The sequence below is a fragment of the Paracraurococcus lichenis genome, assembly GCF_030657435.1.
Taxonomy (GTDB): domain Bacteria; phylum Pseudomonadota; class Alphaproteobacteria; order Acetobacterales; family Acetobacteraceae; genus Paracraurococcus; species Paracraurococcus lichenis.
The window spans coordinates 1-26,589 of the sequence record NZ_JAUTWS010000020.1; the positions used below are offsets into that span (position 1 = coordinate 1).

The window sequence follows — 26,589 nt, forward strand, 5'->3', positions numbered from 1 at the left end:
AGGAGCGGGAGTCGCCAACTCGATTGTATTATACCTGACGCATGCTATCGCGCCCATTGCAGGACGAGGATGCTAGACCCGAAGCCGCAGCTAGGGGCAATGGGCGGGGCGGTCTTCCATTTTTCCCATGGCACTACGAGGATGAGCATCTCTACAGCTTGATCGCCCGATACGTCCGATATTCTCAAAGCTCTCCAAAGTGGGTGCGAGAGGAGCTTTTCGGCTCGAAGAGATACTTCATGTCATTGGATGTGCCGGACTCGATCGGCGACTTCTGCTCCGCGATCGGCGCTGGCGCGCTTTCCGACACAAACTTTGTGATCCAGAACCTGACGCCGTTTAATTACATGGTTGCCTACACAGCGGGAGCGGAGCGCAAGGCGCTGTTCGACAGAATGGTGTCAAGACGCGTGAGGGGCAAGCCTCTCCAAGTCCGTCGGGGCATCGTAGTCCCTCGTGTCAGCGGGTTACGGTATTGCGCATCATGCTTTCGCGAAGACCAGAAGAGTCGTCCGATAGGAGAACTATTTTGGAGAAGGTCGCACCATCTCCCGACCGTAATCGTGTGTACGAGGCATCGCATCCCGCTGCTGGAGATTGGATGGGCTGTTACCGGCAGTCGTACTAACTTCGCGCACCCATCTATAGGACTAATCGACGCTCGCATCGTGAGCGCGGCGCCGATTGATGATACCGCGATGTCGATGCTCCACGAACTCGCCGTGAAATCGGAGCTTCTGCTGAACTGCCAGTTCGAAGTTGAGTCGCCAGCCGTCACCATTGAAAGCTACAGAGCGGAGATCCGACGTATAGGTCTCACAAAGGCGGGCCGACTCGATCTCGCTGCAGTGGCGATCTCCTTTAAGGAAGTGATGATTCCTGTCCTGAAGTTTTTCCCTTTTCTGCTCGCCTCTGACGGATATCCCTCTTGGTGGCTGCAGGTTTTCTTGGCTGGTGGAAGTCGAGTTATCAAACAGCCGCTCCTGCACCTGCTTGTCGAGCAATGGCTTACCCGTGCTAGCTCGGTGCGGGACGACGACGGCCGACGTGATATCTTGCGGGTCACCAGGGCTAAGAACCCGGGGCGCGGAAGTGTCGCTGGATGTCAGCCGGAAATTCGCGACGCCATCTCAGCCAGCCAGGTTGCAAAAGCAGCGCATCGGATAAGGTCGAAGGTCCCGCTGACGCGAGTGACCCGAATGAAGCTGGCGGGTGAACTGGGGATCTTGACCTTTTCCTCGCATTCCCGAGCAGAAAGGGTTTGGCCTCTTACCTCCCAAGCGATCTTGGGTGAAGTGGAAACCTTCGAAGTGTTTTTTCAGCGGCGGCTCAAATACGAAATCGAGAAACTCACGGCAGAGGGCAGGGAACCACGGGTTCACCTTGTTCTCAAACGACTGGGTCATCGCAATCGGCATGCCGATGTGGCGCAGGGTATCGCAGCGTGGAAGGCGCAATCCCGCAGCAGCTGATGAAGCAGCCGAATTTGAAAAAGTTAATTTTTGGTCGGGAAGGCCGTTTGTAAGCCGATTTGGAACGGGTTAGCCGACATCAATGGCCATCTTGCAAGGGCAGTTGGGACCGGTTCATTTTTTCACTACATCCCCGCGCGGGATCGTGAGCGCCGCGCCCGGGCCTACTTGCGCCGCCGCAAGGCCGCGGCATGCCGGCCGGGCTGGATTGCTCCCTTCCAGGAGGGAAGCGCCATGCCGAAGACCATGATGGCCGCCGTCTTCGTCGAGCCCGGCACGATCAGGCTGCGGGAGAAGCCGGTGCCCGAGGTGGGGCCGCTGGACGCGCTGCTGCGGATCACCACCACGACGATCTGCGGCACGGATGTGCATATCCTGAAGGGCGAGTACCCGGTCGAGCGCGGGCTGACCATCGGGCATGAGCCGGTCGGCGTGATCGAGCGGCTCGGCTCCGCCGTGCGGGGCTACCGGGAGGGCCAGCGCGTCATCGCCGGCGCCATCACGCCCTCGGGCCATTCCAATGCCTGCCTCTGCGGGTTCTGCAGCCAGGACGGCGCGGGCACAGCGCATGGCTGGAAGCCGCTCGGCGGCTGGCGCTTCGGCAACACCATCGATGGCTGCCAAGCGGAATACGTCCTGGTGCCGGATGCCATGGCGAACCTCGCCCCGGTGCCGGATGGGCTGACGGACGAGCAGGTGCTGATGTGCCCCGACATCATGTCGACGGGCTTCGGCGGCGCCGAGAGCGGCGCCATCCGCATCGGCGACACGGTCGCGGTCTTCGCCCAGGGGCCGATCGGCCTCTGCGCCACGGCAGGCGCGAAGCTGATGGGCGCGACGCGCATCATCGCGGTGGACCGGGTGCCGGAGCGGCTGGAGATGGCGAAGCGCCTCGGCGCCGATGCGGTGGTGGATTTCTCCAAGGCGGATCCCGTCGAGGCGATCCGGCAACTGACCGATGGCCGCGGCGTCGATGTCTCGATCGAGGCGCTAGGCCTGCAATCCACCTTCGAGGCGGCGCTGCGCGTGCTGCGGCCGGGCGGGACGCTCTCCTCGCTCGGCGTCTATTCCACCGACCTGCGCATCCCGCTCGACGCCTTCATGGCCGGGCTCGGCGATCATCGGATCGTCACCACGCTCTGCCCCGGCGGCAAGGAGCGGATGCGCCGGCTGATGTCGGCGATCAGCTCCGGCCGCGTGGACCTGAAGCCGCTGGTGACGCACCGCTTCCGGCTGGAACGGATCGAGGAGGCCTATGACCTGTTCAGCCACCAGCGCGACGGCGTGCTGAAGGTGGCGATCACGCCATGAGCAAACCCCTCGGGGTTTGCGACGCAAGAAGATCCTCAGCAGGCATTCATCCCAGGGGCCTGGGCCGCACGACCTATGGCCCGGGCCGCGAACGCCTGCCGAGGCCCGCGGGGCAGGGCGGGTGCTATTCCTCGAAGATCGCCACCGCCCGCGTCCAGCCGGCCGAGCCGCGATGCACCTTCACCGGGAAGCAGGCGACCATGAAGCCGTCCGCCGGCAGGGCTTCCAGGTTGTGCAGCTTCTCGAGGTGGCAGTAGCCGATCTCCCGGCCGGCACGGTGGCCCTCCCAGATGATGTCGGGCGAGGCGCCCTCGGCGATGCGCCGCTTCGTCACGCTGAAGGGCACGTCCCAGGACCAGGCATCGGTGCCGGTGACGCGGATTCCCTGCTCCAGCAGCCAGAGCGTCGCCGCCCGGCCCATGCCGCAGCCGGTATCGACATAGTCGTCCTCGCCATAGCGCGCGCCGGCGGCGGTGTTCACCACCACGATCTCGAGCGGCTTCAGCACATGGCCAATGCGGTCCAGTTCCCGCTGCACCTCCTCCGGCTGCACGGTATGGCCGGTCGGCAGGTGGCGGAAGTCGAGCTTCACCCCGGGCTGGAAGCACCAGTCGAGCGGGACCTCGTCGATGCGGAGCGAGGGGCGGCCGCCGGGCGTCAGGCGTTCGTCCTGGCGGGGGAAGAAGTGGTAGGGCGCATCCAGATGCGTGCCGGCATGGGTCGAGAGCCGCGCCTGCTCGCGCGCCGCGTAGTTCCCCTCCGGCAACTGGTCCTGTCGGATGCCGAAGTAGTCGGCGATGGGCGGCGCCGTCATCTGGTGGTCGTGATACTCGATCTGCGGCAGCGCCCAGGGCGGGTCGGACTTGATGCCGGCCCTGAGCGGAACCGAGATGTCGATGATGCGGCGCGCCATGGCGTCCCTCCTGTGTCGTTGCGGCCAGGGTAGGCAGCCTGCGCCGGCGATGGAAGCCGCCCCCAGCCAACCGACCCCAAACCAACCGCCCCTGTCAGGGGCGGCGGTGCGGGCCTATCTTCCGCCCATCCAAGGGAAGGAGACCGGCCATGCTCGATGCCGTCGCAAGCCTGCCGCTGAAGGATCCCGAGCTCTTCCGCCAGGCCAATTACATCGGGGGCCAGTGGGTCCAGGCCGATAGCGGGAAGACGATCGAGGTCCGCAACCCCTCGACCGGCGAGGTGGTGGGCCGCGTCCCGGCCATGGGCGCCGCCGAGACCCGCCGCGCCATCGAGGCCGCGCACCAGGCGCAGAAGGGCTGGCGCGCCATGCTGGCCAAGGAGCGCGCGGCGATCCTGCGCAAGCTCTTCGACCTGATGATCGCCAATACCGACGACCTCGCGGCGATCATGACCGCCGAGCAGGGCAAGCCGCTGGCCGAGAGCAAGGGCGAGATCGCCTATGCCGCCAGCTTCATCGAGTGGTTCGCCGAGGAAGGCAAGCGGGTCTACGGCGACACCATCCCGCAGAACGCCAAGGGCCGCCGGATCATCGTGACGAAGGAGCCGATCGGCGTCTTCGCCGCGATCACGCCCTGGAACTTCCCCGCCGCCATGATCACCCGCAAGACCGGGCCGGGCTGGGCGGCGGGCTGCACCGGCGTGATCCGCCCGGCCAGCCAGACGCCCTTCTCGGCGCTGGCGCTGGCGGTGCTGGCCGAGCGCGCGGGCATGCCGCCCGGCGTCTGCAACGTCATCACCGGCCTCTCCGGCGAGACCGGCAAGGAGCTCACCGGCAACCCGCTGGTGCGCAAGCTGACCTTCACGGGCAGCACGGATGTCGGCCGCCTGCTGCTGGCGCAATGCGCGCCCACCATCAAGAAGACCAGCATGGAGCTGGGCGGCAATGCGCCCTTCATCGTCTTCGACGATGCCGACCTCGACGCGGCGGTGCAGGGCGCCATGGCGTCCAAGTACCGCAACACCGGCCAGACCTGCGTCTGCGCCAACCGCATCCTGGTGCAGGACGGGGTCTACGACGCCTTCGCCGAGAAGCTGAAGGCCGCCGTCGAGGCGCTGAAGGTCGGCGACGGCTTCGAGCCGGGAGTGACCCAGGGCCCACTGATCAACGCCGATGCGGTGAAGAAGGTCGAGGAACACGTTGCCGACGCGCTGCAGAAGGGCGCGAAGGTGGTGACCGGCGGCAAGCGCGCAGACCGCCCCGGCAATTTCTATATGCCGACCATCCTGACCCAGGTTGCCAAGGAGAGCCTGGTCTTCAACGAGGAGACCTTCGGCCCGGTCGCGCCGCTCTTCCGCTTCAGGACGGAGGAGGAGGCGATCGCGCTGGCCAATGACACGCCCTTCGGCCTTGCCGCCTATTTCTATGCCCGCGACGTCGGCCGGATCTTCCGGGTGGCGGAGGCGCTCGAGGCTGGGATGGTCGGGATCAACGAAGGCCTGATCTCGACCGAGGTCGCGCCCTTCGGCGGCGTGAAGGAAAGCGGCCTCGGCCGCGAGGGCAGCCATTACGGCATCGAGGAGTACCTGGAGGTGAAGTACCTCACCCTCGGCGGCATCGGCACCTGAGGCGCGCCGATGACCGAAGGGCCGCATGGCCCGGAGGTCTGAATCGGCTCGCCCAACATACAAGGCGTCCGGCGTAGTGCCCTGGCCAGGGCGTGGTTTGCAGCCATGCCCCTGGCCGGGGTCGGGGTTACCGCCGATGCACGCAGTGACAGGCTGAAACAGGATCTACGCGGTCCTATTTCACCGGTCTGCAGGGCGCGGCATGGCCGGCGCCCCGATCGGATCGGGAGGCCCCTCCGGCATGTCAGCCACCACCCTCGCCGCCGCGCCGTCCCCGGCGCGGCTGGCCGGCATCAATACGCCTGCTGCCCTCGGCGCCGGCGCGCTGCTGGCGCTCGGCGCCCTCGCCATCGGGCAGGCCGCCAGCCCGCGGCAGGCCGCGCTCTACCTGCTCGGCGGCGCCCTCGGCCTCGTCCTCTACCACGCGGCCTTCGGCTTCACCTCCGCTTGGCGCGTCTTCATCGCGGACCGGCGGGGGGAGGGGCTCAGGGCGCAGATGGCGATGCTCGCCATCGCCGTGCTGCTCTTCTTCCCCGCGCTCTCCGCCGGCTCGCTCTGGGGCCAGCCGGTCACCGGCAATGTCTCGCCCATCGGGGTCTCGCTGCTGGCCGGTGCCTTCATGTTCGGCATCGGCATGCAGATCGGCGGCGGCTGCGCCTCCGGCACGCTCTACACGGTGGGCGGCGGCTCGGTGCGGATGCTGCTCACCCTCGCGGCCTTCGTCGCCGGTTCGGCGCTCGGCGCGGCGCATTTCCATTGGTGGCAGGCGCAGTGGCACCTGGCGCCCATCTCCCTGGTGAAGGACTGGGGCGTCGGCCCGGCCCTGGCGTTGAACCTGGTCCTGTTCGGCGCCATCGCCGCCGGCACCGCCTGGCTCGAGCGGCGGCGGCACGGCGCGCTGGTCGCGGCGCGGCCGGCGCCGCGGCAGGGCCTCGCCCGCTTCCTGCGCGGGCCCTGGCCCGTGCTCGCCGGCGCGGTCGCGCTGGCGCTGCTGAACTTCGCCACCCTGGCGCTGGCCGGGAAGCCCTGGGGCATCACCTCGGCCTTCGCCCTCTGGGGCTCCAAGGCGGCGATGGCGCTGGGCGTGGACGCGGCAGGCTGGCCCTACTGGTCGACGCCGCATGGGCAGGCGGCGCTCGCGGGCAGCGTGCTGGACGACGTCACCTCGGTGATGGATTTCGGCATCGTGCTGGGCGCACTGCTGGCCTCGGCGCTGGCGGGACGCTTCTCGCCGAGCCTGAAGGTGCCGCTGCGCTCGGCGCTGGCGGCGGTCATCGGCGGGCTAATGCTTGGCTATGGCGCGCGGCTGGCCTATGGCTGCAACATCGGCGCCTACTTCTCCGGCATCGCCTCCGGCAGCCTGCATGGCTGGGTCTGGATGGCGGCGGCCTTCGCCGGCAGCGTCATCGGCACGCGGCTCCGCCCGCTCTTCGGGCTGGAGGTGGAGCGGACGCCGCGGCAGGCGGGGTGCTGACGCGGTCCGATGACCGCAGCGATTCGCGGCAAGGCCGCGAATGGCGAAGGTCTGAATCGGCCCGCCCCGCTTGTGCCGCGGTCCGATGACCGCAGCGGTTCGCGGCAAGGGCGCGAGGGTCTGACCCGGTCTGCCCGGGTTGCAGGGCTGCCGGGTTACCATCCCGGCGGTCCGGACGCATATACTGCGCAACGGACCGACCCCGGCCGGCGCAGGAAGGGCAGCATCCATGGCCTATGACTTCGACCTCTTCGTCATCGGCGGCGGCTCGGCCGGCGTGCGCTGCGGCCGCATCGCCGCGACGCATGGCGCCCGGGTCGGCATCGCCGAGGAGCGGTTCTGGGGCGGCACCTGCGTCAATGTCGGCTGCGTGCCGAAGAAGATCATGGTCAACGCCGCCGAATACGGCCATTGGGCGGAGGACGCCGCCGCCTTCGGCTGGAGCATCGAGAGGACCGGCTTCGACCTCTCCGTCCTGAAGGCGGCGCGGGATGCCGAGGTGGCGCGGCTGAACGGCATCTATGGCCGGCTGCTGACCGGCGCCGGCTGCACCATCTTCGATGCCCGCGCCACCTTCATCGATGCCCATACGCTGGACGTCGGCGGCAGGCGTGTCACGGCGGAGCGGATCGTCATCGCGGTCGGCGGCCGGGCGGTGCGGCCGGAGATCCCGGGCGCCGAGCTCGGCATGCTATCGGACGACGTCTTCGACCTGACCGAGGTCCCGCGCCGGCTCTGCGTCGTCGGCAGCGGCTACATCGCGCTCGAATTCGCCTGCGTTTTCCGCGGCCTCGGCGCCGAGGTGGACCTGGTCTACCGTGCCGACCTGCCGCTGCGCGGCTTCGACCAGGATATCCGCGTGGCGCTGAAGGACGCGCTGGAGGCCCAGGGCATCCGCCAGCATGTCGGCCACAACCTGGCGCGGCTGGACCGGCAGGGCGACCATCTCCGCCTCTCGCTGCTGGGCGGGGAGGGGATCGAGGCCGATGCGGTCCTCTTCGCCACCGGCCGGGTGCCGCATGTCCAGGGCCTGCACCTGGACCGCGCGGGGGTGATGTGCACGGCGAAGGGCGCGGTGGAGGTGGACGAGGAGCACCGCACCACGGCGCCCAACATCTACGCCATCGGCGACGTGACAGATAAGCTGAACCTGACGCCCATGGCGACGGCGGTGGGCCATGCGCTGGCCGATACGCTCTTCGGCAACCGGCCGCGCAAGGCGAGCTACCTGAACGTGCCGACCGCCGTCTTCACCTCGCCCCCCATCGGGACGGTCGGCATGACGGAAGCCGATGCGGCGGCGCATGGGCCGGTCGACATCTACCTCACCCAGTTCACCCCGATGCGGCATACCATCAGCAAGCGCCCGGGGCGGAAGTCGCTGATGAAGCTCGTGGTCTGCCAGGAGAGCCGGAAGGTCCTCGGCGCCCATATGCTGGGCGAGGATTCGGCGGAGATCATGCAGGGCATCGGCATCGCGGTCGCGGCCGGCCTGACCAAGGAGGATTTCGACCGCACGATCGGCATCCACCCGACGGCGGCGGAGGAGTTCGTGACGCTGCGGACCCGGACGCGGGAGGCCGGGGTGGTGGCCAAGGCGGCGGAGTAGCGCCATCTCTGGGCGCCGATGCGGGGAGGCCGCGCCGGTGTCGGAGATCTTTACAGGCTGCCGCGGCGCGTGATGGCGCTTTCGCCAATCTCTTGATTCGGCGGGCCCGACCTCATCGGCAGGGTATTTGCTCGCCGAGGCATGGGCGGAGGTTCCGCTCATTTCCATGGCAGGCCGGATGGCGCCGGCGACAGCGCAAGCGGCGATCCCACCCCTTGCCCTGCCGGTGCCGCGGCATCGACAGGACGGCGAGCCCATGCGTTGGATCGGATTAGTTCTCTGCGCCTTCATCGCCGCCACCGGCGCCAAGGCGGCGACGCTCGAAATCACCTATGGCTCCGGCCTCGCCGCCCTCGGTGCGCGGCTGACCGGCGCCCTGGCGCCCGACGGCAACAGCTTCATCATCGGCGGCGGCAGCAACTTCACCCGCGGCGGCGCGGTGATCTATGACAGCCCGCCGGTCTTCTTCGGCTCCTATCTGGCCCTTGTCGTGGGCGCCACCGGCCTTGCCGGCGGCACGGCCGGCCTCGTCACCCTGGATGGCTCTGCGATCGACCTGGCCGTCCTCGCGGACAATGGGAACGATGGATTCTTCATCGGGGCAGGCAGCCTCGTCGAGTCCGTGGTCGCCTCCTCCGTCGCCCACGCCGCGGGCAGCTTCGGCGACCTGAACCAGCCCTTCGATCCCAGCCTCTGGCACGCCACCTTGCAGGTCGACAGCACCCCGGTGCCGGAGCCGTTGAGCGCCGCCCTGCTCGGCGCCGGGTTGCTCGGCCTCGGCCTGGTGCGCCGCCGCGCGGCCTGAGCGGCAGCGGTCTGGCAGCACCGCGGAGGCGCCGCCGAGGCCGGCTGTCCCAGCATGACATCCTCGGGTTCACCCCGGCGCCGGGCTCGGCTATGCTTCTCCCCCTTTTAATCAGGAAACGCTCACAATGACCGTGCGCGGGTGGCACCCCGGAAGCTGGCGGGACATGCCGATCCGGCAGGTGCCCGACTACCCCGATCAGGCGAAGCTGGCCGAGGCGGAGGCGCGCCTGGCCAAGTGGCCGCCGCTGGTCTTCGCGGGGGAGGCGCGGCGGCTGAAGGCGGCGCTCGCCAAGGCCGGCCACGGCCAGGCCTTCGTCCTGCAGGGCGGCGACTGCGCCGAGAGCTTTTCCGACTTCACCGCCAACATCATCCGCGACACCTTCCGGGTGCTGCTGCAGATGGCCGTCGTGCTGACCTTCGGCGGCGGCACGCCGGTCGTGAAGCTCGGCCGCATGGCCGGGCAATTCGCCAAGCCGCGCTCCTCCGACAGCGAGACGAAGGACGGCGTGACGCTGCCCTCCTACCGCGGCGACATCATCAACGGTCCCGAGTTCACGCCCGAGGCCCGCATCCCCGACCCGGCCCGGATGGACTTCGCCTATATGCAGTCCGCCGGCACGCTGAACCTGCTGCGCGCCTTCGCCACGGGCGGCTATGCCGACCTGCACCAGGTGCATCGCTGGAATCTCGGCTTCGTCGCCCGCAGCCCGCTCGCCGAGCGCTACCAGGACCTGGCGCACCGGATCGACGAGACGCTCTCCTTCATGCAGGCCTGCGGCATGTCCGACCTGCCCCAGGTGCGCGAGACCGACTTCTACACCTCGCACGAGGCGCTGCTGCTGCCCTACGAGCAGGCGCTGACCCGCGTCGATTCCACCACCGGCGACTCTTACGCCTGCTCGGCGCATTTCCTCTGGATCGGCGACCGCACCCGCCAGCCCGAGGGCGCGCATGTCGAGTTCATGCGCGGGGTGAAGAACCCGATCGGGCTGAAGGTGGGCCCGACCTCCGACCCGGACGAGCTGGTCCGCCTGACCGAGATCCTGAACCCCGGGAACGAGATGGGGCGGCTCACCCTCATCTCCCGCATGGGGGCCGAGAAGGTCGAGGCCAAGCTGCCGCCGCTGCTGCGCGCGGTGAAGCGCGCCGGCCGCAACGTGGTCTGGCTGTCCGACCCGATGCACGGCAACACCACCAGCGTCGGCGCCTACAAGACCCGGCCCTTCGACGCGATCCTGACCGAGGTCCGCCGCTTCTTCGACGCCCATGCCGCGGAGGGCACCCAGCCCGGCGGCGTGCATGTCGAGATGACGGGGCAGGAGGTCACGGAATGCCTCGGCGGTGCGCACCGCCTGTCGGAATCCGACCTCGCGCTGCGCTACCAGACCTTCTGCGACCCCCGGCTGAACGCGGAGCAGTCGCTGGAGCTCGCCTTCCTGATCGCGGAGGAGCTGAAGGCCCGCCGCGCCCCGGGCGCCGCGCAGCCGGCGCGCGCCGCGGAATAACGACACAACGAGGAAACGCCATGGACGGATCGCCGCCGGTCGAACCAGGGGAGGCGGCGATCTCCGCCCGCACCGACGCCTATTTCAATCGCACCCGGGCGATCGTGCAGCGCTTCGGCGACTGCCGCGTCACCTATGCGGTCTTCCTCCGCCGCCCCGTGGTCAGCGCGCCGCGGCTCGCGGTGGACTGGCTGCGGTCCGTGGCGCGGGAGCGCGGCACCGACTTCGACATCGACGTCATCCACCCCGAGGGCACCTGGGTCGGCGCCGGCGATCCGATCCTCACCATCACCGGCTCCTTCGTGCAGCTCTCGGACCTCGAGACGCTCTACCTGCAGAAGATGGGCCCGCCCTGCGTCGCGGCGCACAACGCCTACCAGATGTGCCTCGAGCTGCCGCAGGTCTCCTTCCTCGCCATGGATGCCCGGCACTGCGCCGGCGCCGAGATGCAGGAGATGATGGCCTATGCCGCCAGCGTCGGCAGCGCGGCCGCGCGGCAGGAGGGGGCGAAGGGCTTCATCGGCAATGCCACTGATGCCACCGCCCATTGGTTCGGCGCCTCGCGCGGCTACGGCACCATGCCGCATGCGCTGATCGGCTATGCCGGCAGCACGCTGCGCGCCGCCGAGATGTTCCACGAGACCTTCCCGGACGAGCCGCTGACGGTCCTGACCGACTATTTCGGCCGGGAGGTGACGGATGGCCTGGCCGTCTGCCGCCGCTTCCCGGAGCTGGCTTCGGCCGGCCGGCTCGCGGTGCGGCTCGACACCCATGGCGGCCGCTTCCTCGAAGGCCTCGACCCGGCCGAGAGCTATGCGGTGCTGGAACGCCACGCACCCGGCGCCATCCGACGCTACCGCTCGGAAACCGAGCTTCGCCACCTCGTTGGCACCGGCGTCTCGGCCTCCGCGGTGTGGAAGATGCGGGAGGCGCTGGACGAGGCCGGCTTCCCCAAGGTGCGGATCGTCGCTTCCTCCGGCTTCAACGTGCAGAAATGCCGGGTGATGGCGGAGGCCAAGGCGCCGATCGACGTGGTCGGGACCGGCAGCTTCATTCCCGATCTCTGGTCGGAGACCTACGCGACCGCCGATATCATCGCCTATGACGGCGAGCCGAGGGTCAAGGTCGGGCGCGAGTTCCTGCTGCAGCGCAACGGGGCGCGCAAGCGCAACGGCAGCGGGAGCCACGGCGGCTGAGGCCGTCGGGGGGCCGGAGCGGTTCGGCAGAGGCCTCGGACGGCCGCGGCGGGCTGGACCGGACCGCCTCCCGCACGGCCGCAGGCATCGCCCCGGCGCCGGAGGCGCTGCGGCGGCAGCGTCTGCTCGGCTGGCTCTGCGCCGGCCTGCTGCTCCTGGTCTGGGTCAGCTTCCATCTCATGTCGCGCCTGACCACCCGCCAGGCGCTGACGCCCTGGGACGTCGCGGCGCTCCGCTTCGGCGGCGCCTTCCTCGTCGCGCTGCCGCTGGTCGCCTGGCGCGGGCTGCCGCGCATCGCGCCGCGCCGCTGGCCGGCCATCACCCTCTTCGCCGGCTTCGGCTTCCCGCTGCTCGCCTATGCCGGCTACCGGATGGCCCCGGCGGCGCATGGCGCCGTGGTGACCGCGGCCGGGCTGCCGGTCGCGACCGCGCTGCTGGCGCTCGCCCTCGGGCTCGGCCGGATCGGGCCCTGGAAGGCGGCGAGCCTGCTGCTGGTCGTCGCCGGATCGCTGCTGCTCGGGGTGGCGACCAGCGGCCCGCATCCGGATGCCTGGCGCGGCGACCTGCTCTTCCTCGCCGCTGTCTGCGCCTGGGCGGTCTATACCCTGATGGTGCAGTCCTGGCGGCTGCCGGCGCTGGATGCCACGCTCGTCATCGCCCTCTCGGCCGCGCCGGCCTACCTGCCGGTCTGGTGGCTGGCGCTGCCCTCCGCCATCGGCCAGGTGCCCTGGCCGGTGGTGCTCACCCAGGGCCTCTTCCATGGCGCGGCGGCGGCGGTGCTCGCGGGGCTGCTCTATACCCAGGCGGTCGCCTCCATCGGGCCCGGGCCGACCACCATGATCGGCGCCGCCGTACCGGCGCTCGCCGCGCTGCTCGCCTGGCCGCTGCTGGGGGAGGCGATGACGCCCGCAAGCTTCGCCGCGGTCGGCCTGGTCTGCGCCGGCCTCGCGCTCTCGGTCCTGCGGCCGGACCGCGTCAGCGGGTGAAGCGCGTGCCGTACCAGGGTCCGGTGCTGCCGTCGCGCCGCCAGCCATGCGCCTCCAGCCGTCGCGTCAACGCCTCCAGCGCTGCGCGCCGGGCCGGCGTGTCCGCCACCCAGCCGAGCGCCAGCGGCACCCGGCCGTAGTCGCCGAATTCCAGGTTCGTGCTCTCCGCGATGAAGGGCGGCGCGCGCCGGCCGGGCTCGGCGGCGACGAAATTGCCGCCGGCATAGGTCCGCCTCCCCACCTGCAGCGGTACGGTGACGAGCGAGATCCCGACCACCGCCAGCGCCGAGGGGCCGCAGGCCGCGAGCGCCAGCAGGAGCGGCAAGGCAGGGCATCGCACGGGGCGGGATCCTCCGGAGTCCGGGGCTGAAACCCGCCGCGGCCCGCCGCGTCGCGCCGGGAGGCGTGCCTTCCCGGCCGCCCGGCGCTATGCCTCTCCCGAAGGACGGACCCAGCGATGAGTGCATTCGACAGCGGCCTCTTCGGCCAGCAGGGCGGCTATGCCGTCCGCATCATGGATCTCTCGGGCGGCAACGGTGCCGACCCGGTGGAGACCATTCGCGGCTTCCAGACGGTCGAGCACGCCAATGCCTTCGCCCGCCGCTATGTGCGGGACAGCCTGGAACGCTGCCGGACCCGCGGCATGACGCCCGCAGACGTGGTGCAGGCCTGGTTTGCCTTCGGCGAGGATGCCGAGGTGCTGGGCGGCGCCGAGCATGCCTGGCGCAGCGCCGCGGAACTCAACGACTTCGCCAGCCGCCCGCCCGCGGAGTCCGAGGAGCGGAACTGGCGCGCCCTCGACCCTCGGCGCGACGAGGATGCCGAGGAGGAGGAGGAGTGAGCCGCCATTCCGTCCGCTGCGGCGACCATGCCGACGAAGGCGACCCCGAGGAGGAGTGGCTGGTGGAGGGCTTCGCCTCCGCCGAGGCGGCGCAGGACTATGCCCGCCGCTTCGTCCGCGCCCAGATCGAGGACCTGCGCCGCGAGGCCGGCTCGCCCGCAGAACTCGCCGACATGTACCGCCGCTGGGGCGAATATGCCGTCACCAAGGGCTTCGACGCCGAGGCCTGGGTGGCGCATTGCATCGCCAACCCGGCGACCCGCAAGCAGGACACCGACTACGCCGCGCTGGAGCCCCGATAAGTGAAACTCCGCTTCGCCCCGTCGCCGACGGGCTACCTCCATGTCGGCAATGCCCGCGTCGCGCTGGTCAACTGGCTGCTCGCGCGCCAGCAGGGCGGCACGGTCCTGTTGCGCCTGGACGACACCGATGCCGAGCGCAGCAAACCCGAATATGCCGAGGCGCTGGAGGAGGACCTGCGCTGGCTCGGCCTCGACTGGGACGAGACCTTCCGCCAGTCCGACCGCATGGACCGCTACCAGACGGCGGCGGAGCGGCTGAAGAAGGCCGGGCGACTCTATCCCTGCTTCGAGTCCGAGGAGGAACTTCGCTACAAGCGGGAGCAGCAGATCCGCCAGAAGCGCCCGCCCATCTACGACCGCGGTGCGCTGCGCATGACGCCGGAGCAGTACGAGCGCGCGCTCGGCAACGGCAAGACGCCCTATTGGCGCTTCCTGCTGGAGAGCCGCACGGTCGAGTGGCAGGACGGCGTGCTCGGGCGCCGCGCGGTGAAGCTGCCGAGCCTGTCGGACCCGGTGCTGATCCGCGCCGACGGCACGCCGCTCTACACATTCACCAGTGTCGTGGACGATCTGGAGAGCGGCGTCACCCACATCGTGCGCGGCGAGGACCACGTCACCAATACCGGCGTGCAGCTCGACCTCTGGCAGGCCCTGGGCGGGAACCCGGCCAAACTCTCCTTCGCGCATCTGCCGCTGCTGACCGACACGGATGGCGGGCCGCTCTCCAAGCGGCTCGGCTCGCTGGCGCTGCGGCAGCTCCGCCGGGACGGCGTGGAGCCCGCGGCGCTGGCCGGCTACCTCGCCGCGCTCGGTACCTCGCAGGACCCGCATCCCGGCCTGCCGCGCGACCTGGTCGCGGGCTTCCGGCTCTCCGCCATCTCGAAATCCGCCGCGCGCTTCGACATCCAGCAACTCCTCGCGCAGAACCGCAAGCTGCTGCATGCCGCGAGCTTCGAGAGCGTGCGGTCGCACCTGCCGGAGGGCGCCGACGAGACCTTCTGGCTGGCGGTGCGCGGCAACCTCGACCTGCTGTCCGAGGCGAAGCCCTGGCTCGAGGTGGTGCGCGGCACCGTCGTCCCGCCGCCGCAGCCGGGAGAGGAGGCGTATCTCCGCGCGGCGCTGGAGGCACTGCCGCCCGCGCCCTGGGACGAGGCGACATGGGGCGCCTGGACCGCGGCGCTGCGCGAGCGGACGGGGCGCAAGGGCAAGGCGCTGTTCCACCCGCTCCGCCTCGCCCTGACGGGGGAGGAGACCGGGCCGGACCTCAAGGGCCTGCTGCCGCTGATCGGGCCGGAGCGTGCGGGCCAGCGCCTGCGGATCGCCGCCGGCGCCTGACGGGCGGCGAGGCGGCGCAATGCCGAGCGCCGCCCGCCGCGGGTCGCGCTCCGGCCACGAACTGGTCATGCTGCGGCTCCTAGGATCGCTGGCCTCGTCGGGACCGGTGCCGCATGACCCCCTCGATCCGCCTCTCCGCCCTGCTGCTCCTCGGCCTTCTCGCCGCCTGCGCGCCGCGCCAGGACTTCGTCTGGGATGGCCGCCGCGGCTATGACGGCAATGGCGATTACGGCTACGACCTCGAGGCCTCGCGCGCCGAGGCGCGCAGCTACCGCGCCCGCGCCTCCGCCGCCTATGCCGTGCCCGGCGGGCCCGAGGACCCCTGGGGCCCGCATGTCCGGGAGGCCGCATCCCGCTTCAACCTGCCGGAGCGCTGGATCCGCGCCGTCATGCGCCAGGAGAGCGGCGGGCGGCTCTACGACGCGAATGGCCAGCCCATCACCTCCCATGCCGGGGCGATGGGGCTGATGCAGGTGATGCCGCGAACCTATGACACGCTGGCGGCGCAGCACGGGCTGGGTCCCGACCCCTATGATCCCCGCGACAACATCCTGGCCGGGGCCGCCTATATCCGGGCGATGCACGACCGCTTCGGCGCGCCGATGTTCCTCGCCGCCTACAATGCGGGGCCGGAGCGGGTGCAGTCCTATCTCTCCGGGCGCTCCGTGCTGCCGGACGAGACGGTGAACTACCTGGCCAGCGTCGGGCCGATGCTCGGTACGGGCGGGACCTATGTCGCCAGTGCCGCGCCGGCCTGGCGCGCCAGGGAGATCTCGCCGGCCTGGCGCGGGGCCGAACTCGCCGAGGCCGACCGCGCCTATGCCGGTGGCGGCCTGCGCGGCAGCGACTATGCCGGGACGCTCGAGGCCGATCCCTCGCTCCGCGCCTTCGAGGGCGGCGGTCTGGTCACCCGCGACGCTCCGACCGGCGTGCTGACGCCGCGCCTGCGCTACTGACCGGCGCCGGGAGCCGCCCGGCGCTCGCGCGGGCGGCGGGCCGGCCTTTACCGGGTGGTGGTGGTCGTCCCGGTCGTGTTCCGGTGCGTGTTGGTCGTCGAGTGGCGGCTCACGCCGGAGCTATGGCTCGGGTTCGTGCCCGTCGTGTTGGAGCCCGTCGCATGGTCGAGGGCGCGGCCGGCGGCGGTGCCACGTGGATTGCCCGGGGTGCCGTCCGGCGGGGTCGGCGTGCTGCCGGTGGCATGGTCGAGGGCGCGCTGCGTCGCGGTGCTCGGCGGGTTGCCCGGGGTGCCGTCACGCTGGGCCAGGGCCGGCGCGGCGGCGAGGGTCACGGCGGCGAGGCCGATCACGAATTGGCGGATCATGGTGTCTCTCCCCTGTGGTGAGGCACCCCAAACGCCCTGCGCGCCGCCGGTTCCCTCCGGATTTGCTGGCCTCCCGGGGCGCGCAATGGCATCGTTGCGCCATGCACGCCGCGCCCGCCTGTCGCCGCCGCTGAAACCCGCCGCCACCCTGGCGGGGGAGTGATGCGTTTGGCCTGCGACCGGACTATGGATGCGCCGTGATGACCTCCGACCTCTCGCTGCACAACAGCCTGACCCGCACGCGCGAGCCCTTCGCGCCGATCGACCCCTCGCATGTCCGGCTCTATGTCTGCGGCCCGACGGTCTATGACCTGGCGCATCTCGGCAATGCCCGGCCGGTCGTGGTCTTCGACGTGCTGGCCCGGCTGCTGCGGCGCCTTTACCCGCGCGTGACCTATGTCCGGAACATCACGGATGTGGAGGACAAGATCACCGCGCGCAGCCTGGAGACGGGCGAGCCGATCGCCTCCATCACCGCCCGCACCACGGCCGATTTCCACCGCGACATGGCCGCGATCGGTGCCCTGCCGCCGGACGAGGAGCCGCGCGCGACCCAGTCCATCGGGCCGATGATCGAGCTGATTCAGCGCCTTATTGCCAACGGCCATGCCTATGCGGCGGAAGGGCACGTGCTGTTCAGCGTCCCCTCCTTCCCCGATTACGGCAGGCTCTCGGGCCGCGACCGGGAGGAGATGCTGGCCGGCGCCCGCATCGAGGTCGCGCCCTACAAGCGCGACCCGGGCGACTTCGTGCTGTGGAAGCCGAGCACGCCGGAGCAGCCGGGCTGGGACTCCCCCTGGGGCAGGGGGCGGCCGGGCTGGCACATCGAGTGCTCGGCCATGTCCTGGAAGTCCCTCGGGGAGATGTTCGACATCCATGGCGGCGGGCAGGACCTGCTCTTCCCCCACCATGAGAACGAGCTGGCGCAGACCCGCTGCGCCTTCGGCACCCCGGCCATGGCCCGCACCTGGCTGCACAACGGCATGCTGCGGGTGGACGGGGAGAAGATGTCGAAGTCGCTCGGCAACTTCTTCACCGTTCGGGACATCCTGGAGCGCGGCGCCTGGGCCGGCGAGGCCTTCCGCCTGCTGCTGCTGCGCACCCATTACCGCGCCGACCTGGACTTCACCTTCGCCGGCCTGGACGAGGCCAAGGCGGAGCTGGACGACCACTACGCCATGCTTGCCCGCGCGGTGGAGCCGGCCGACGGCCATGAGGCGACACTCAAGGACATGGCGGACTGGGCGATCGCCCCGCTGCTGGACGACCTGAACACGCCGCTGGCCCTGGCCCGGCTGCGCGACCTCCGCACCATCGAGAACGTGGCGAGCGTCGGCGGCAGCGCCACCGCCGTGCTGCACCGGATCGGCAAGCCCTGGCCGGTGGTCGCGGGGCTCGCGGCGGCGGCCTTCCGCGAGGCGGCGGGTGTGCTGGGGATCTGCCAGGACGAGCCGCGGGCTTGGCTGAAGGGCGGCGAGGATACCGACTGGGTCGAGCAGGCCATCGCCGACCGGCTGGCGGCGCGGAAGGCGCGCAACTTCGCCGAGGCGGACCGGATCCGCGATGACCTCAAGGCCAGGGGGATCGTGCTGGAGGACGGGCCGCAGGGGACCACCTGGCGCAAGGCGTGACCATCCCGGGGGGAGAGAGGACACCTCTCTCCCCCCGGACCCCCACTCACCGCTTTCTCCGAGTTTTGGACCCGACGGTTTGACCGCATCGCCCGAAGAATGGATGGACGCGATCAAGCGGATCGCCCTGACCGACCCCAAGCGGGCCTGGTTCCGGGCGCATCTGGACGCGCCCGACTGCACCGCGACCGAAGCCGACCTCGCCGCCCGCACGGGACAGCCGATCGAGGCCTACCGGGCGCTCGCCGTCGAACTGGCCGTGGCGTTGGAGACGGACCCGCCGGCGGAGCCGCTGGACCTGCTGGCCGAGCGGACGGCGCCGCAGACCTGGCGCCTGCGGCCGGCCTTCGCCTTCGGCCTCGGCATGCACCGCCTGGTGCCGGAAGCCTGGACCCGCGGCGGCAAGCCCGCCGCCGACCTCAAGCCGCTACCCGGCGAGAGCCCCATCGTCGTCCTGGTCCGCCCGCAGCTCGCCGAGAATATCGGCGCCGTCGCCCGCGCCATGGCCAATGGCGGGCTGTTCCACCTGCGCCTGGTCGCGCCGCGCGACGGCTGGCCGCAGGACCGCGCCTGGCGCACCGCCTCCGGCGCCGACGCGATCCTGGAGGCGGCGACGGTCTTCCCCGATACGCCCTCCGCCGTCGCCGACTGCCACCGCGTCTTCGCCACCTGCCCGCGGCCGCGCCACATCGTCGTCCCGCTGCGGACCGCCCGCGCCGCGGCCGAGGACCTCAGGCAGATCAACGGGCGGGGGCTCCGCACCGCCGTGCTCTTCGGGCCGGAGCGCGCCGGCCTCGAGAACGACGACGTCGCCTGCGCCGATACCCTGGTCCGCTACCCCCTGAACCCGGAGCACATGTCGCTCAACCTGGCCCAGGCGGTGATGATCCTGGCCTATGAATGGTGGACGGTGACGGAGCCGACCCCGCCGCGGCAGCTCCAGACCAACGAGACCCACGTTGCCACCAAGGGCCAGCTCGAGGGCTTCCTCGACCGGCTGGTGGCGGAGCTCGACGCCGCCGGGTTTCTGGACAACCTGCCGAAGCGCCCCGGCATGGTCCGCAACCTCCGCCACTGGTTCGAGCGGGGGGAGGTGACGGAGCAGGAGCTTCGCACCCTGCACGGCGTCGTCACGGAGCTTTCCCGCGGCCGGATGCGGCGGGGAAGGCCGGACGAGGATCAGCGCTGAGCGGCGGGCAGCTTCTTCGCCAGCTTCCGCGCCAGCACATAGCCCAGCAGGCCCGCCACCGGTGCCGCCGGCATCACCAGTAGCCAGCCGATATGCGCCCCGTTCACCGCAAGCCCGAGCCCGACCCCGAGCATCAGCCCGCCGACCAGGCTGCCCACCACGCCGGCCGTCAGGCCGAGGACCAGGATCTCTTCGCGCGTCACGCCCATGCGCGCGGAATAGAAGGCGCCTCGCGGGTTTGACAAGGCACCCTTTGACAAGAGGGGGCCCGGGTCCCTATACGGCCGCCCTCTTCCTGGGAACGTGGACGCGCCCCAAGGCGACTTGGTTCGGCGTGCGCCCGCCCTGGCCCATTCGGGGCCCGGGCCTACCGGGACAACCATCGAAGAAGGGCCGCACCCCAATCGGGGGCGGACAACAGGTACGCATGACCAAGCGCGCCGAATCCAAGTACAAGATCAATCGCCGCCTCGGCGTCAACCTCTGGGGCCGGGCCAAGTCTCCGATCAACAAGCGCGAGACGATCCCCGGCCAGCACGGTGCCCGCCGCAAGCAGAAGCCGACCGACTTCGGCGTGCAGCTCATGGCGAAGCAGAAGCTGAAGGGCTACTACGGCAACATCGGCGAGAAGCGGTTCCGCAAGTATTACGATGAGGCGGTGCGCCGCAAGGGCGACACCTCGGAGAACCTGATCGAGCTGCTGGAGCGCCGCCTCGACGCCGTGATCTACCGGATGAAGCTGGCGATCACGCCCTTCGCCGCCCGGCAGTTCGTCAACCACGGCCATATCCTGGTCAACGGCAAGCGGGTGAACATCCCCTCCTACCAGGTCCGCGACAACGACCTGATCGAGGTGAAGGAGAAGTCGAAGCAGCTCACCTCCGTGCTGGATGCGGCGCAGAACGGCGAGCGCGACATCCCCGAATACGTCGAGATCGACCACCGGGCCATGCGCGGCCGCTTCCTGCGGGCGCCCAAGTTCTCGGACGTCCCCTACCCCGTGCAGATGGAGCCGAACCTGGTCGTCGAGTTCTACTCGCGGTAAGCTTGGCAAGGCTGTTTTGAGGGGGGCGGGCCGGCGACGGCCCGCCCTTCGTCGTTCCGGGGCTCAGCGCGGGTTGGTCTCCGCCCGGATGCGCTCCAGCCAGCAGGTCTCCGTCCCCTCCGGCGACAGCACGGCGGTCTCCGCCGCATCCTCCCCCAGCCGGTGGACCAGCGCGCCGAGGAGGCGCGTGCCCGGCAGGTCCGGCTGCGCCTCCGGCTCCACCAGGAAGGACATGGCCGGCGCCCAGGCGAACCGCACCGCCCCCGACATGGCGCCGTGCTGCAGGTGCAGGTGGCCGGAGGCGACCAGGCGCAGGCCCGGATGGTCCAGCAGCGGCGCCAGGGCATCACGGGCCTCGGGCGGCACCGACCAGTAGTCGAAGGTCGGGTCGTCCCGCCTGGTGACGAAGGCCGGCTTGTGCTGGAACAGCGCGATGCGGCGACCCGCGGCGCCGGCCGCGGCCTCGGCGATGAAGGCGGCCTGCGCGGCTTCCTCGGGCAGGCCGGTGCCCATGATCTCGGTGTCCAGTCCCACCAGCCGCCAGCCTGGCAGGTCCCGCACCCACCAGTCATGTCCGACCAGGCGCCGGAAGCGCGCGACCCGCGCGGCATCGACCGGCTGCGTCGGCATGGTGCGCGGATGGCTGCCGACATCGTGGTTGCCCGGCACGGCCAGCACCGGCGCGGGCAGCCGCCGCAGCAGGCCGATGGCGAATGCCAGGTCCTCGTCCCGGTCCGCGCCGTCGAGCGAGAGGTCGCCGCTGGCGACGATGAGGTCGGGCCGGTGCCGCTCCGCCCAGCCCGTGAGGAGGTCGAGGTTCCGCCGGAACAGCCTCGTCCGCGGCGAGAGATGGGCGTCGGAGATCTGCAGGATCGTCGTCATCGGGGAGTCCGGGCGCTCGCGGGACGGGATGTGGGAGGGGAGGGAACTCCCCTCCCACGCCCACCCCACCTTTTTCTGTGAGTCCGCAGGCTGGAACAGCGGACTCGGAGAAAAAGGAGGGTTGCGGGGGTACGGGGGGAAGGGAGTTCCCTCCCTTCCCCCCGGGCAACTCGTGCAGCGCGCCCGCGGACCGAGCCGACCTCCGGCCACATCGGCGGGCGGTGTCCTCGCTAGCCCGGATAGGCGAGGAATGGCCCGTGCAACCGCCGGGGCAGGATCGGCAGCGCATGCGCCGCGGCCAGCAGCAGCGCGCGCTTGGGCGTCGGCGCCTGGGCGACGGAGGCCCGCAGCTTCTCGAGCCCCGCCGCCCGCTGGCCGTGGCGGATCAGTTCCCGCCCGACGACCCAGTCGTTCTCCGCCTCCGCCCGCCGGCGCATGGCGGCGAAGCGGGCGGGGCCGAGGCGTGCCTCCAGCGCCGGGTTGCCCCAGATCGCCAGCATGGTGGGCGCGAAGGCCGCAGGATCGCGCGCCATGCGGTTGAAGGCGCTGCCGGCGCGCTGGCGGACGAATAGGATCGGCTCCCGCCCTGCCGCCACCGCCCAGGGGCCGAGCAGCGAGAGGCGGATCCAGTATTCCCAGTCCTCTCCGTAGCGGAGATGCGGCAGGAAGGGCCCGGCCTGCGCCAGCGCCTCCCGCCGCAGCAGCAGGTGGCCGCCATTGGCGAAGAGGTTCTCGATCAGCAGCGTCTCCAGCAGGTCGCCGGCGGGGAAGGGGCCGGTCTTGCGGCGCAGCGGCCGGTCGCCGGGCTTCGCACCCTCGGCGACGAAGGCGAAGCCGCCAAAGGCGCCGACGGCCTGCGGCGCCGCGGCCAGCGCCGTGGCGAGGCGGGAGAGGGCATCGGGCGCCAGCCAGTCATCGGCGTCGAGGAAGAGGATGGCCTCGCCGCGCGCCTCCGCCATCGCCCGGCTGCGGGCGGCGGAGACGCCGGCATTGGCCTGGCGGAGCAGCCGGATGCGCGGGTCGCGGCGGGCGGCGACCACCTCCGCCGTGCCGTCGGCGGAGCCGTCATCCACCACGATCATCTCCCAGCCCGGGAAATCCTGGGCCAGCACGCTGTCCACCGCCGCGCCGACGAAGCGGGCGACGTCATAGGCCGGGGTCAGGACGGAGATGGCGGGGGCGGGGGTGGCAAGCTCGCGCGGCATGGCGGCAGGGGTGGCACGGACCGCGCCCCTGCCGGCGTCACAAGCCGCACAGTCACCGGAATGCGACCGGTGGCGGCCTACAACTGCACCGCCTTCATCGCCCCCGGCGGGTAACGGGTGCCGGAGGCGGCGCCGGCCGGGACGGCGTCCGAGATCCGCGCCACCTCCTCCGCCGTCAGCGTGACCTTCAGCGCGCCGAGGTTCTCCTCGATTCGCGGCAGGTAGCGGGTGCCGGGGATGGCGACCACGTCCTCGCCCTGCGCCAGCAGCCAGGCGAGGGTGAGCTGCGCCGGGGTGCAGCCCTTCTCCCGGGCGATCGCCTCCACCTTCTCGACCAGCGCGCGGTTGGCGGCGAAATTCGCCTCTTGGAAGCGCGGATGCGCGGCGCGGCGGCCATCGACCTGGGAGAAGTCCTGGATCGCCCCGGTCAGGAAGCCGCGGCCGAGCGGCGAATAGGCGACGAAGCCGATGCCCAGGGGGCGGGTGACCGCCCGCGTCTCCTCCGCCTCGACCCGGTAGAGCAGGGAGTATTCGGTCTGCACGGCGGCGATCGGGTGCACCGCATGGGCGCGGCGGATGGTCTCCGGCTTCGCCTCCGACAGGCCGAGGAAGCGGACCTTGCCCTGCTCCACCAGGCGCTTCATGGCGCCGACCGTCTCCTCGATGGGGACGTTCGGATCGACGCGGTGCTGGTAGTAAAGGTCGATGACCTCGACGCCGAGGCGCTTCAGCGAGGCCTCGCAGGCCTGCTGGACGTAGTCGGGGCTGCCGTTCACGCCGTTCGGTCCGCCCGGGTTCTGGGTCTGGCCGAACTTCGTCGCCAGGATGACCCGGTCGCGCAGGCCCTTCAGGGCGCGGCCCAGCACCTCCTCGTTATGGCCCCAGCCGTACATGTCGGAACTGTCGAGATGGTCGATGCCGCGGTCGATGGCGGCGCGGATCAGGTCGACCGAGGCGTTGTCGTCGGCCTCCCCGTAGACGCCCGAGAGCGACATGCAGCCGAGGCCGACGGCCGAGACCGAGAGCCCCGTGCTGCCCAGGCTGCGATGCGGCAGTGTCGCCATGCGCCGTTCCCCCGAATGGATCCTTCGGCGAAAGCCTAGCAGGGCCGCGTGGCGCGTCGAGCCGAGAAGATCGGGGAGGAAAAGGCATTTCCTCCCCGTCGGACGCCAAGGGGTTCCAACCCCATGCCTGCCTTCTGTGAGTCGGGACCCGCCGCGCGGCGGGTCCAGACTCAGAGAAATAGAGGTGGGGTGCGGGGAGGATACCTCCTCCCCGCCTCTCAGGCCGCCTTGGCCAGCGGTTCGGGCGCGATCTCCAGCCCGTCGAGGCCGGCGGTCACCCGCAGCGCCTCGCCGTCCTGGATGCGGCCCTCCAGCAGCAGGTTGGCCAGCTTGTCCTGCAGGTTCCGCTGGATGACGCGCTTGAGCGGCCGCGCGCCATAGGTCGGGTCGTAGCCGGCCTCGGCCAGCCATTCCCGGGCGCCCTCGTCCAGCTCCAGCCGGATCTTGCGGTCCTCGAGGAGCTTGCGCAGCCGCTCGAGCTGGATGTCCACGATCGCCGCCATGTCGCCGCGGGCGAGGCGACGGAACAGCACGACCTCGTCCAGGCGGTTCAGGAATTCCGGCCGGAACCGGTCCCGGACCGCCCGCATGACCGCCGGCCGCGCCGCCTCGATATCGGCGGTCTCCGGCAGCTCCGCGATCGCCTGGGACCCGAGGTTGCTGGTCAGCACGATGATCGTGTTGCGGAAGTCCACGGTGCGGCCCTGGCCGTCCGTCAGCCGCCCGTCGTCGAGCACCTGCAACAGGATGTTGAAGACATCCTCATGCGCCTTCTCCACCTCGTCGAAGAGGATGACCTGGTAGGGCCGGCGCCGCACCGCCTCGGTCAGCGCGCCGCCCTCGTCATAGCCGACATAGCCCGGAGGGGCGCCGACCAGCCGTGAGACCGCGTGCTTCTCCATGTATTCCGACATGTCGATGCGGGTCATCGCCCGCTCGTCGTCGAAGAGGAAGTTGGCCAGCGCCTTCACCAGCTCGGTCTTGCCGACGCCGGTCGGGCCGAGGAAGAGGAAGCTGCCGATCGGCCGGTTCGGGTCCTGCAGGCCGGCGCGCGCCCGGCGGACGGCCTTGCTGACCGCCTCCAGCGCCTCCTCCTGCCCGACCACGCGGCGGCGGAGCTGGTCCTCCATCTTCAGCAGCTTGGCACGCTCGCCCTCCAGCATCTTCTCGACCGGGATGCCGGTCCAGCGGGAGACGACCGCGGCGATGCCTTCCTCGGTCACCGCCTCGTTCACCAGCCGCGCATCGCCGTCGCCGGCGGAGGCGATCTGCTTCTCGAGGCCCGGGATGACGCCGTATTTCAGCCGTCCGGCCTCGGCGAAGTCGCCCTTGCGCTCGGCCAGCTCGAGCTCGGTCTTGGCCTGCTCCAGCGCCTCCTTGGCCTTCTGGACCTCGGCGACCTTGCCCTTCTCCGCCGCCCAGCGCTGCGTCATCTCGTGCGAGCGCTCCTCGAGGTCAGCGACCTCCTTCTCCAGCCTCTCCAGCCGGTCGCGGGAGGCGGGATCGTCCTCCTTCTTCAGGGCTTCGCGCTCGATCTTCAGCATCATCAGCCGGCGGTCGAGCTCGTCGAGCTCCTCCGGCTTGCTGTCCACCTGCATCCGCAGGCGGCTGGACGCCTCGTCCACCAGGTCGATCGCCTTGTCCGGCAGGAAGCGGTCGGTGATGTAGCGGTTGGAGAGGGTGGCCGCCGCGACCAGCGCGCTATCGGTGATGCGGACGCCGTGATGCGTCTCGTACTTGTCCTTGATGCCGCGCAGGATGCTGATCGTGTCCTCGACGCTCGGCTCGCCGACGAAGACCGGCTGGAAGCGCCGGGCCAGCGCCGCGTCCTTCTCCACGTGCTTGCGGTACTCGTCGAGCGTCGTGGCACCCACGCAGTGCAACTCGCCGCGGGCGAGCGCCGGCTTGATCAGGTTCGACGCATCCATCGCGCCGTCCGCCTTGCCCGCGCCGACCAGGGTATGCATCTCGTCGATGAAGAGGATGATGTCGCCGGCGGCCTGCTCGACCTCCTGCAGCACGCCCTTCAGGCGCTCCTCGAACTCGCCGCGGTACTTGGCGCCGGCCACCATGGCGCCGAGGTCGAGCGCCATGACGCGCTTGTCCTTCAGCGCCTCCGGCACGTCGCCCTTGACGATGCGCAGCGCCAGCCCCTCGACGATGGCGGTCTTGCCGACGCCCGGCTCGCCGATCAGCACCGGGTTGTTCTTGGTGCGGCGTGCCAGGACCTGGATGGCGCGGCGGATCTCCTCGTCGCGGCCGATGACGGGGTCGAGCTTGCCGGTGCGGGCGAGGTCGGTCAGGTCGCGCGCGTATTTCTTCAGCGCGTCGAAGCTCTGCTCGGCGTTCTGGCTGTCCACCTTGCGGCCCTTGCGCAGGTCGGCGACGGCGGCCTCAAGCCGCTGCGCATCGGCGCCGGCCTGCTTGAGGATGCGGCCGGCAGGCGCGTCGGAGGCGGCGAGCGCCACCAGCAGCCGGTCCTGGGCGACGAAGCTGTCGCCGGCCTTCTGCGCCTGCTGCTGCGCGGCATCCAGCACGCGGACGATGTCGGGGGTGAAGCCGGGCTGGCCGGCGCCGCCGCCGGTCACCTTGGGCTGGCGGCCCACCTCGGCATCCACGGCCTGCTTGGCCCGGGCGGGATCGCCGCCGGCGGCGCGGATCAGGCCCGCGGCCGCGCCCTGCTCGTCATCCAGCAGGGCCTTGAGCAGGTGCTCCGGCGTGACGCGCTGGTGGTATTCCCGGATGGCGATGGTCTGCGCCGCCTGCAGGAAGCCCTTGGCGCGGTCGGTGAATTTCTCGATGTCCATGCTCGTATGTCCCTCATCGTGAGGCGACTGGCCCCAGCCATCCCTCTAGAGGCGATGGCCGGCACC

General features: G+C 70.6%; 24 protein-coding genes and 1 pseudogene. 17 read left to right on the top strand and 8 right to left on the bottom strand.

Features of this window, described 5'->3' with window-relative positions; all coding sequences use genetic code 11:
• Positions 1 to 41 precede the first annotated feature (41 nt).
• The 3 genes and pseudogenes from Q7A36_RS41605 to Q7A36_RS20045 all read left to right on the top strand — a co-directional run.
• Positions 42 to 578: pseudogene (locus tag Q7A36_RS41605) on the top strand (TniQ family protein); the annotation flags it as partial.
• 120 nt (positions 579 to 698) lie between these two features.
• Positions 699 to 1,472 (top strand): hypothetical protein, encoded by a 774-nt coding sequence (locus Q7A36_RS20040; protein WP_305105514.1) that lies wholly within the window; start codon positions 699 to 701, stop codon positions 1,470 to 1,472.
• 234 nt (positions 1,473 to 1,706) lie between these two features.
• Positions 1,707 to 2,783, top strand: coding sequence for an NAD(P)-dependent alcohol dehydrogenase (locus Q7A36_RS20045; protein WP_305105515.1), 1,077 nt, complete (start codon positions 1,707 to 1,709; stop codon positions 2,781 to 2,783).
• 124 nt (positions 2,784 to 2,907) lie between these two features.
• Here the strand turns inward: Q7A36_RS20045 and Q7A36_RS20050 are convergent, their stop codons facing one another.
• The gene (locus Q7A36_RS20050; RefSeq protein WP_305105516.1) at positions 2,908 to 3,696 is read right to left on the bottom strand and encodes a cyclase family protein; all 789 of its coding nucleotides are present in this window, start codon (positions 3,694 to 3,696) and stop codon (positions 2,908 to 2,910) included.
• A 149-nt stretch (positions 3,697 to 3,845) separates the two neighbouring features.
• Between Q7A36_RS20050 and Q7A36_RS20055 the strand changes: the two genes are divergently transcribed.
• The 7 genes from Q7A36_RS20055 (at position 3,846) to Q7A36_RS20085 (ending at position 12,901) form a co-directional block, all read left to right on the top strand.
• A complete protein-coding gene (locus Q7A36_RS20055) occupies positions 3,846 to 5,324 on the top strand; it encodes an NAD-dependent succinate-semialdehyde dehydrogenase (RefSeq protein ID WP_305105517.1) in 1,479 nt (492 codons plus the stop codon).
• A 241-nt stretch (positions 5,325 to 5,565) separates the two neighbouring features.
• Positions 5,566 to 6,798, top strand: coding sequence for a YeeE/YedE family protein (locus Q7A36_RS20060; protein WP_305105518.1), 1,233 nt, complete (start codon positions 5,566 to 5,568; stop codon positions 6,796 to 6,798).
• 229 nt (positions 6,799 to 7,027) lie between these two features.
• A complete protein-coding gene (gorA, locus tag Q7A36_RS20065; protein ID WP_305105519.1) occupies positions 7,028 to 8,407 on the top strand; it encodes a glutathione-disulfide reductase in 1,380 nt (459 codons plus the stop codon).
• A 256-nt stretch (positions 8,408 to 8,663) separates the two neighbouring features.
• The gene (locus Q7A36_RS20070) at positions 8,664 to 9,212 is read left to right on the top strand and encodes a PEP-CTERM sorting domain-containing protein (RefSeq protein ID WP_305105520.1); all 549 of its coding nucleotides are present in this window, start codon (positions 8,664 to 8,666) and stop codon (positions 9,210 to 9,212) included.
• Between the two features lie 127 nt (positions 9,213 to 9,339).
• Positions 9,340 to 10,719 carry a class II 3-deoxy-7-phosphoheptulonate synthase gene (locus Q7A36_RS20075; RefSeq protein ID WP_305105521.1) on the top strand — a complete coding sequence of 460 codons (1,380 nt, stop codon included), beginning with the start codon at positions 9,340 to 9,342 and terminating at the stop codon, positions 10,717 to 10,719.
• A 20-nt stretch (positions 10,720 to 10,739) separates the two neighbouring features.
• Complete coding sequence (locus Q7A36_RS20080) at positions 10,740 to 11,915, top strand: nicotinate phosphoribosyltransferase (RefSeq protein WP_305105522.1); 1,176 nt, start codon at positions 10,740 to 10,742, stop codon at positions 11,913 to 11,915.
• A 179-nt stretch (positions 11,916 to 12,094) separates the two neighbouring features.
• A complete protein-coding gene (locus Q7A36_RS20085; RefSeq protein ID WP_305105523.1) occupies positions 12,095 to 12,901 on the top strand; it encodes a DMT family transporter in 807 nt (268 codons plus the stop codon).
• Here the strand turns inward: Q7A36_RS20085 and Q7A36_RS20090 are convergent.
• The gene (locus Q7A36_RS20090; protein WP_305105524.1) at positions 12,891 to 13,226 is read right to left on the bottom strand and encodes a hypothetical protein; all 336 of its coding nucleotides are present in this window, start codon (positions 13,224 to 13,226) and stop codon (positions 12,891 to 12,893) included. The two genes, Q7A36_RS20085 and Q7A36_RS20090, sit on opposite strands and share 11 nt — an antisense overlap.
• 132 nt (positions 13,227 to 13,358) lie before the next feature.
• On the opposite strand from Q7A36_RS20090, the gene Q7A36_RS20095 reads away from it, so the two are divergent.
• The 4 genes from Q7A36_RS20095 (at position 13,359) to Q7A36_RS20110 (ending at position 16,335) form a co-directional block, all read left to right on the top strand.
• The gene (locus Q7A36_RS20095; RefSeq protein WP_305105525.1) at positions 13,359 to 13,742 is read left to right on the top strand and encodes a hypothetical protein; all 384 of its coding nucleotides are present in this window, start codon (positions 13,359 to 13,361) and stop codon (positions 13,740 to 13,742) included.
• Complete coding sequence (locus Q7A36_RS20100) at positions 13,739 to 14,044, top strand: hypothetical protein (protein ID WP_305105526.1); 306 nt, start codon at positions 13,739 to 13,741, stop codon at positions 14,042 to 14,044. The genes Q7A36_RS20095 and Q7A36_RS20100 overlap by 4 nt, the downstream gene beginning before the upstream one ends.
• Positions 14,045 to 15,379: a glutamate--tRNA ligase gene (gene gltX / locus Q7A36_RS20105; protein ID WP_305105527.1), complete on the top strand. Its 1,335-nt coding sequence runs from the start codon at positions 14,045 to 14,047 to the stop codon at positions 15,377 to 15,379. It begins immediately after the preceding gene.
• 113 nt (positions 15,380 to 15,492) lie between these two features.
• Positions 15,493 to 16,335, top strand: a complete 843-nt coding sequence (locus Q7A36_RS20110; RefSeq protein WP_305105528.1) for a lytic transglycosylase domain-containing protein — start codon at positions 15,493 to 15,495, stop codon at positions 16,333 to 16,335.
• Positions 16,336 to 16,382: 47 nt separating this feature from the next.
• Here Q7A36_RS20110 and Q7A36_RS20115 read toward each other — a convergent pair whose 3' ends face one another.
• Positions 16,383 to 16,700 carry a hypothetical protein gene (locus tag Q7A36_RS20115; RefSeq protein ID WP_305105529.1) on the bottom strand — a complete coding sequence of 106 codons (318 nt, stop codon included), beginning with the start codon at positions 16,698 to 16,700 and terminating at the stop codon, positions 16,383 to 16,385.
• Positions 16,701 to 16,900: 200 nt separating this feature from the next.
• Between Q7A36_RS20115 and cysS the strand changes: the two genes are divergently transcribed.
• Both cysS and Q7A36_RS20125 read left to right on the top strand, forming a co-directional pair.
• Positions 16,901 to 18,331, top strand: coding sequence for a cysteine--tRNA ligase (gene cysS / locus Q7A36_RS20120; protein WP_305105530.1), 1,431 nt, complete (start codon positions 16,901 to 16,903; stop codon positions 18,329 to 18,331).
• A 364-nt stretch (positions 18,332 to 18,695) separates the two neighbouring features.
• Positions 18,696 to 19,520 (top strand): RNA methyltransferase, encoded by an 825-nt coding sequence (locus tag Q7A36_RS20125; protein WP_305105618.1) that lies wholly within the window; start codon positions 18,696 to 18,698, stop codon positions 19,518 to 19,520.
• On the opposite strand, the gene Q7A36_RS20130 is transcribed toward Q7A36_RS20125, so the two are convergent.
• Positions 19,511 to 19,765 carry a hypothetical protein gene (locus Q7A36_RS20130; RefSeq protein ID WP_305105531.1) on the bottom strand — a complete coding sequence of 85 codons (255 nt, stop codon included), beginning with the start codon at positions 19,763 to 19,765 and terminating at the stop codon, positions 19,511 to 19,513. The two genes, Q7A36_RS20125 and Q7A36_RS20130, sit on opposite strands and share 10 nt — an antisense overlap.
• A gap of 182 nt (positions 19,766 to 19,947) precedes the next feature.
• Here Q7A36_RS20130 and rpsD point away from each other — a divergent pair, with 182 nt between their 5' ends.
• Positions 19,948 to 20,565, top strand: a complete 618-nt coding sequence (gene rpsD, locus Q7A36_RS20135) for a 30S ribosomal protein S4 (RefSeq protein WP_305105532.1) — start codon at positions 19,948 to 19,950, stop codon at positions 20,563 to 20,565.
• 63 nt (positions 20,566 to 20,628) lie between these two features.
• Here the strand turns inward: rpsD and Q7A36_RS20140 are convergent, their stop codons facing one another.
• The 4 genes from Q7A36_RS20140 to clpB all read right to left on the bottom strand — a co-directional run bounded on the left by Q7A36_RS20140 (position 20,629) and on the right by clpB (position 26,523).
• Positions 20,629 to 21,447, bottom strand: coding sequence for a metallophosphoesterase family protein (locus tag Q7A36_RS20140; RefSeq protein ID WP_305105533.1), 819 nt, complete (start codon positions 21,445 to 21,447; stop codon positions 20,629 to 20,631).
• Between the two features lie 230 nt (positions 21,448 to 21,677).
• Positions 21,678 to 22,652: a glycosyltransferase family 2 protein gene (locus Q7A36_RS20145; protein ID WP_305105534.1), complete on the bottom strand. Its 975-nt coding sequence runs from the start codon at positions 22,650 to 22,652 to the stop codon at positions 21,678 to 21,680.
• Between the two features lie 77 nt (positions 22,653 to 22,729).
• Positions 22,730 to 23,716: an aldo/keto reductase gene (locus Q7A36_RS20150; RefSeq protein ID WP_305105535.1), complete on the bottom strand. Its 987-nt coding sequence runs from the start codon at positions 23,714 to 23,716 to the stop codon at positions 22,730 to 22,732.
• Between the two features lie 218 nt (positions 23,717 to 23,934).
• The gene (clpB, locus tag Q7A36_RS20155; protein WP_305105536.1) at positions 23,935 to 26,523 is read right to left on the bottom strand and encodes an ATP-dependent chaperone ClpB; all 2,589 of its coding nucleotides are present in this window, start codon (positions 26,521 to 26,523) and stop codon (positions 23,935 to 23,937) included.
• Positions 26,524 to 26,589: the final 66 nt, after the last annotated feature.

Bases quoted from the DNA above. Each gene is read 5' to 3' on its own strand.
- Q7A36_RS20040 (WP_305105514.1), top strand. From the start codon at position 699: ATGTCGATGCTCCACGAACTCGCCGTGAAATCGGAGCTTCTGCTGAAC.
- Q7A36_RS20045 (WP_305105515.1), top strand. From the start codon at position 1,707: ATGCCGAAGACCATGATGGCCGCCGTCTTCGTCGAGCCCGGCACGATC.
- Q7A36_RS20050 (WP_305105516.1), bottom strand. From the start codon at position 3,696: ATGGCGCGCCGCATCATCGACATCTCGGTTCCGCTCAGGGCCGGCATC.
- Q7A36_RS20055 (WP_305105517.1), top strand. From the start codon at position 3,846: ATGCTCGATGCCGTCGCAAGCCTGCCGCTGAAGGATCCCGAGCTCTTC.
- Q7A36_RS20060 (WP_305105518.1), top strand. From the start codon at position 5,566: ATGTCAGCCACCACCCTCGCCGCCGCGCCGTCCCCGGCGCGGCTGGCC.
- gorA (WP_305105519.1), top strand. From the start codon at position 7,028: ATGGCCTATGACTTCGACCTCTTCGTCATCGGCGGCGGCTCGGCCGGC.
- Q7A36_RS20070 (WP_305105520.1), top strand. From the start codon at position 8,664: ATGCGTTGGATCGGATTAGTTCTCTGCGCCTTCATCGCCGCCACCGGC.
- Q7A36_RS20075 (WP_305105521.1), top strand. From the start codon at position 9,340: ATGACCGTGCGCGGGTGGCACCCCGGAAGCTGGCGGGACATGCCGATC.
- Q7A36_RS20080 (WP_305105522.1), top strand. From the start codon at position 10,740: ATGGACGGATCGCCGCCGGTCGAACCAGGGGAGGCGGCGATCTCCGCC.
- Q7A36_RS20085 (WP_305105523.1), top strand. From the start codon at position 12,095: ATGTCGCGCCTGACCACCCGCCAGGCGCTGACGCCCTGGGACGTCGCG.
- Q7A36_RS20095 (WP_305105525.1), top strand. From the start codon at position 13,359: ATGAGTGCATTCGACAGCGGCCTCTTCGGCCAGCAGGGCGGCTATGCC.
- Q7A36_RS20110 (WP_305105528.1), top strand. From the start codon at position 15,493: ATGACCCCCTCGATCCGCCTCTCCGCCCTGCTGCTCCTCGGCCTTCTC.
- Q7A36_RS20115 (WP_305105529.1), bottom strand. From the start codon at position 16,700: ATGATCCGCCAATTCGTGATCGGCCTCGCCGCCGTGACCCTCGCCGCC.
- cysS (WP_305105530.1), top strand. From the start codon at position 16,901: ATGACCTCCGACCTCTCGCTGCACAACAGCCTGACCCGCACGCGCGAG.
- Q7A36_RS20125 (WP_305105618.1), top strand. From the start codon at position 18,696: ATGCACCGCCTGGTGCCGGAAGCCTGGACCCGCGGCGGCAAGCCCGCC.
- rpsD (WP_305105532.1), top strand. From the start codon at position 19,948: ATGACCAAGCGCGCCGAATCCAAGTACAAGATCAATCGCCGCCTCGGC.
- Q7A36_RS20140 (WP_305105533.1), bottom strand. From the start codon at position 21,447: ATGACGACGATCCTGCAGATCTCCGACGCCCATCTCTCGCCGCGGACG.
- Q7A36_RS20145 (WP_305105534.1), bottom strand. From the start codon at position 22,652: ATGCCGCGCGAGCTTGCCACCCCCGCCCCCGCCATCTCCGTCCTGACC.
- Q7A36_RS20150 (WP_305105535.1), bottom strand. From the start codon at position 23,716: ATGGCGACACTGCCGCATCGCAGCCTGGGCAGCACGGGGCTCTCGGTC.
- clpB (WP_305105536.1), bottom strand. From the start codon at position 26,523: ATGGACATCGAGAAATTCACCGACCGCGCCAAGGGCTTCCTGCAGGCG.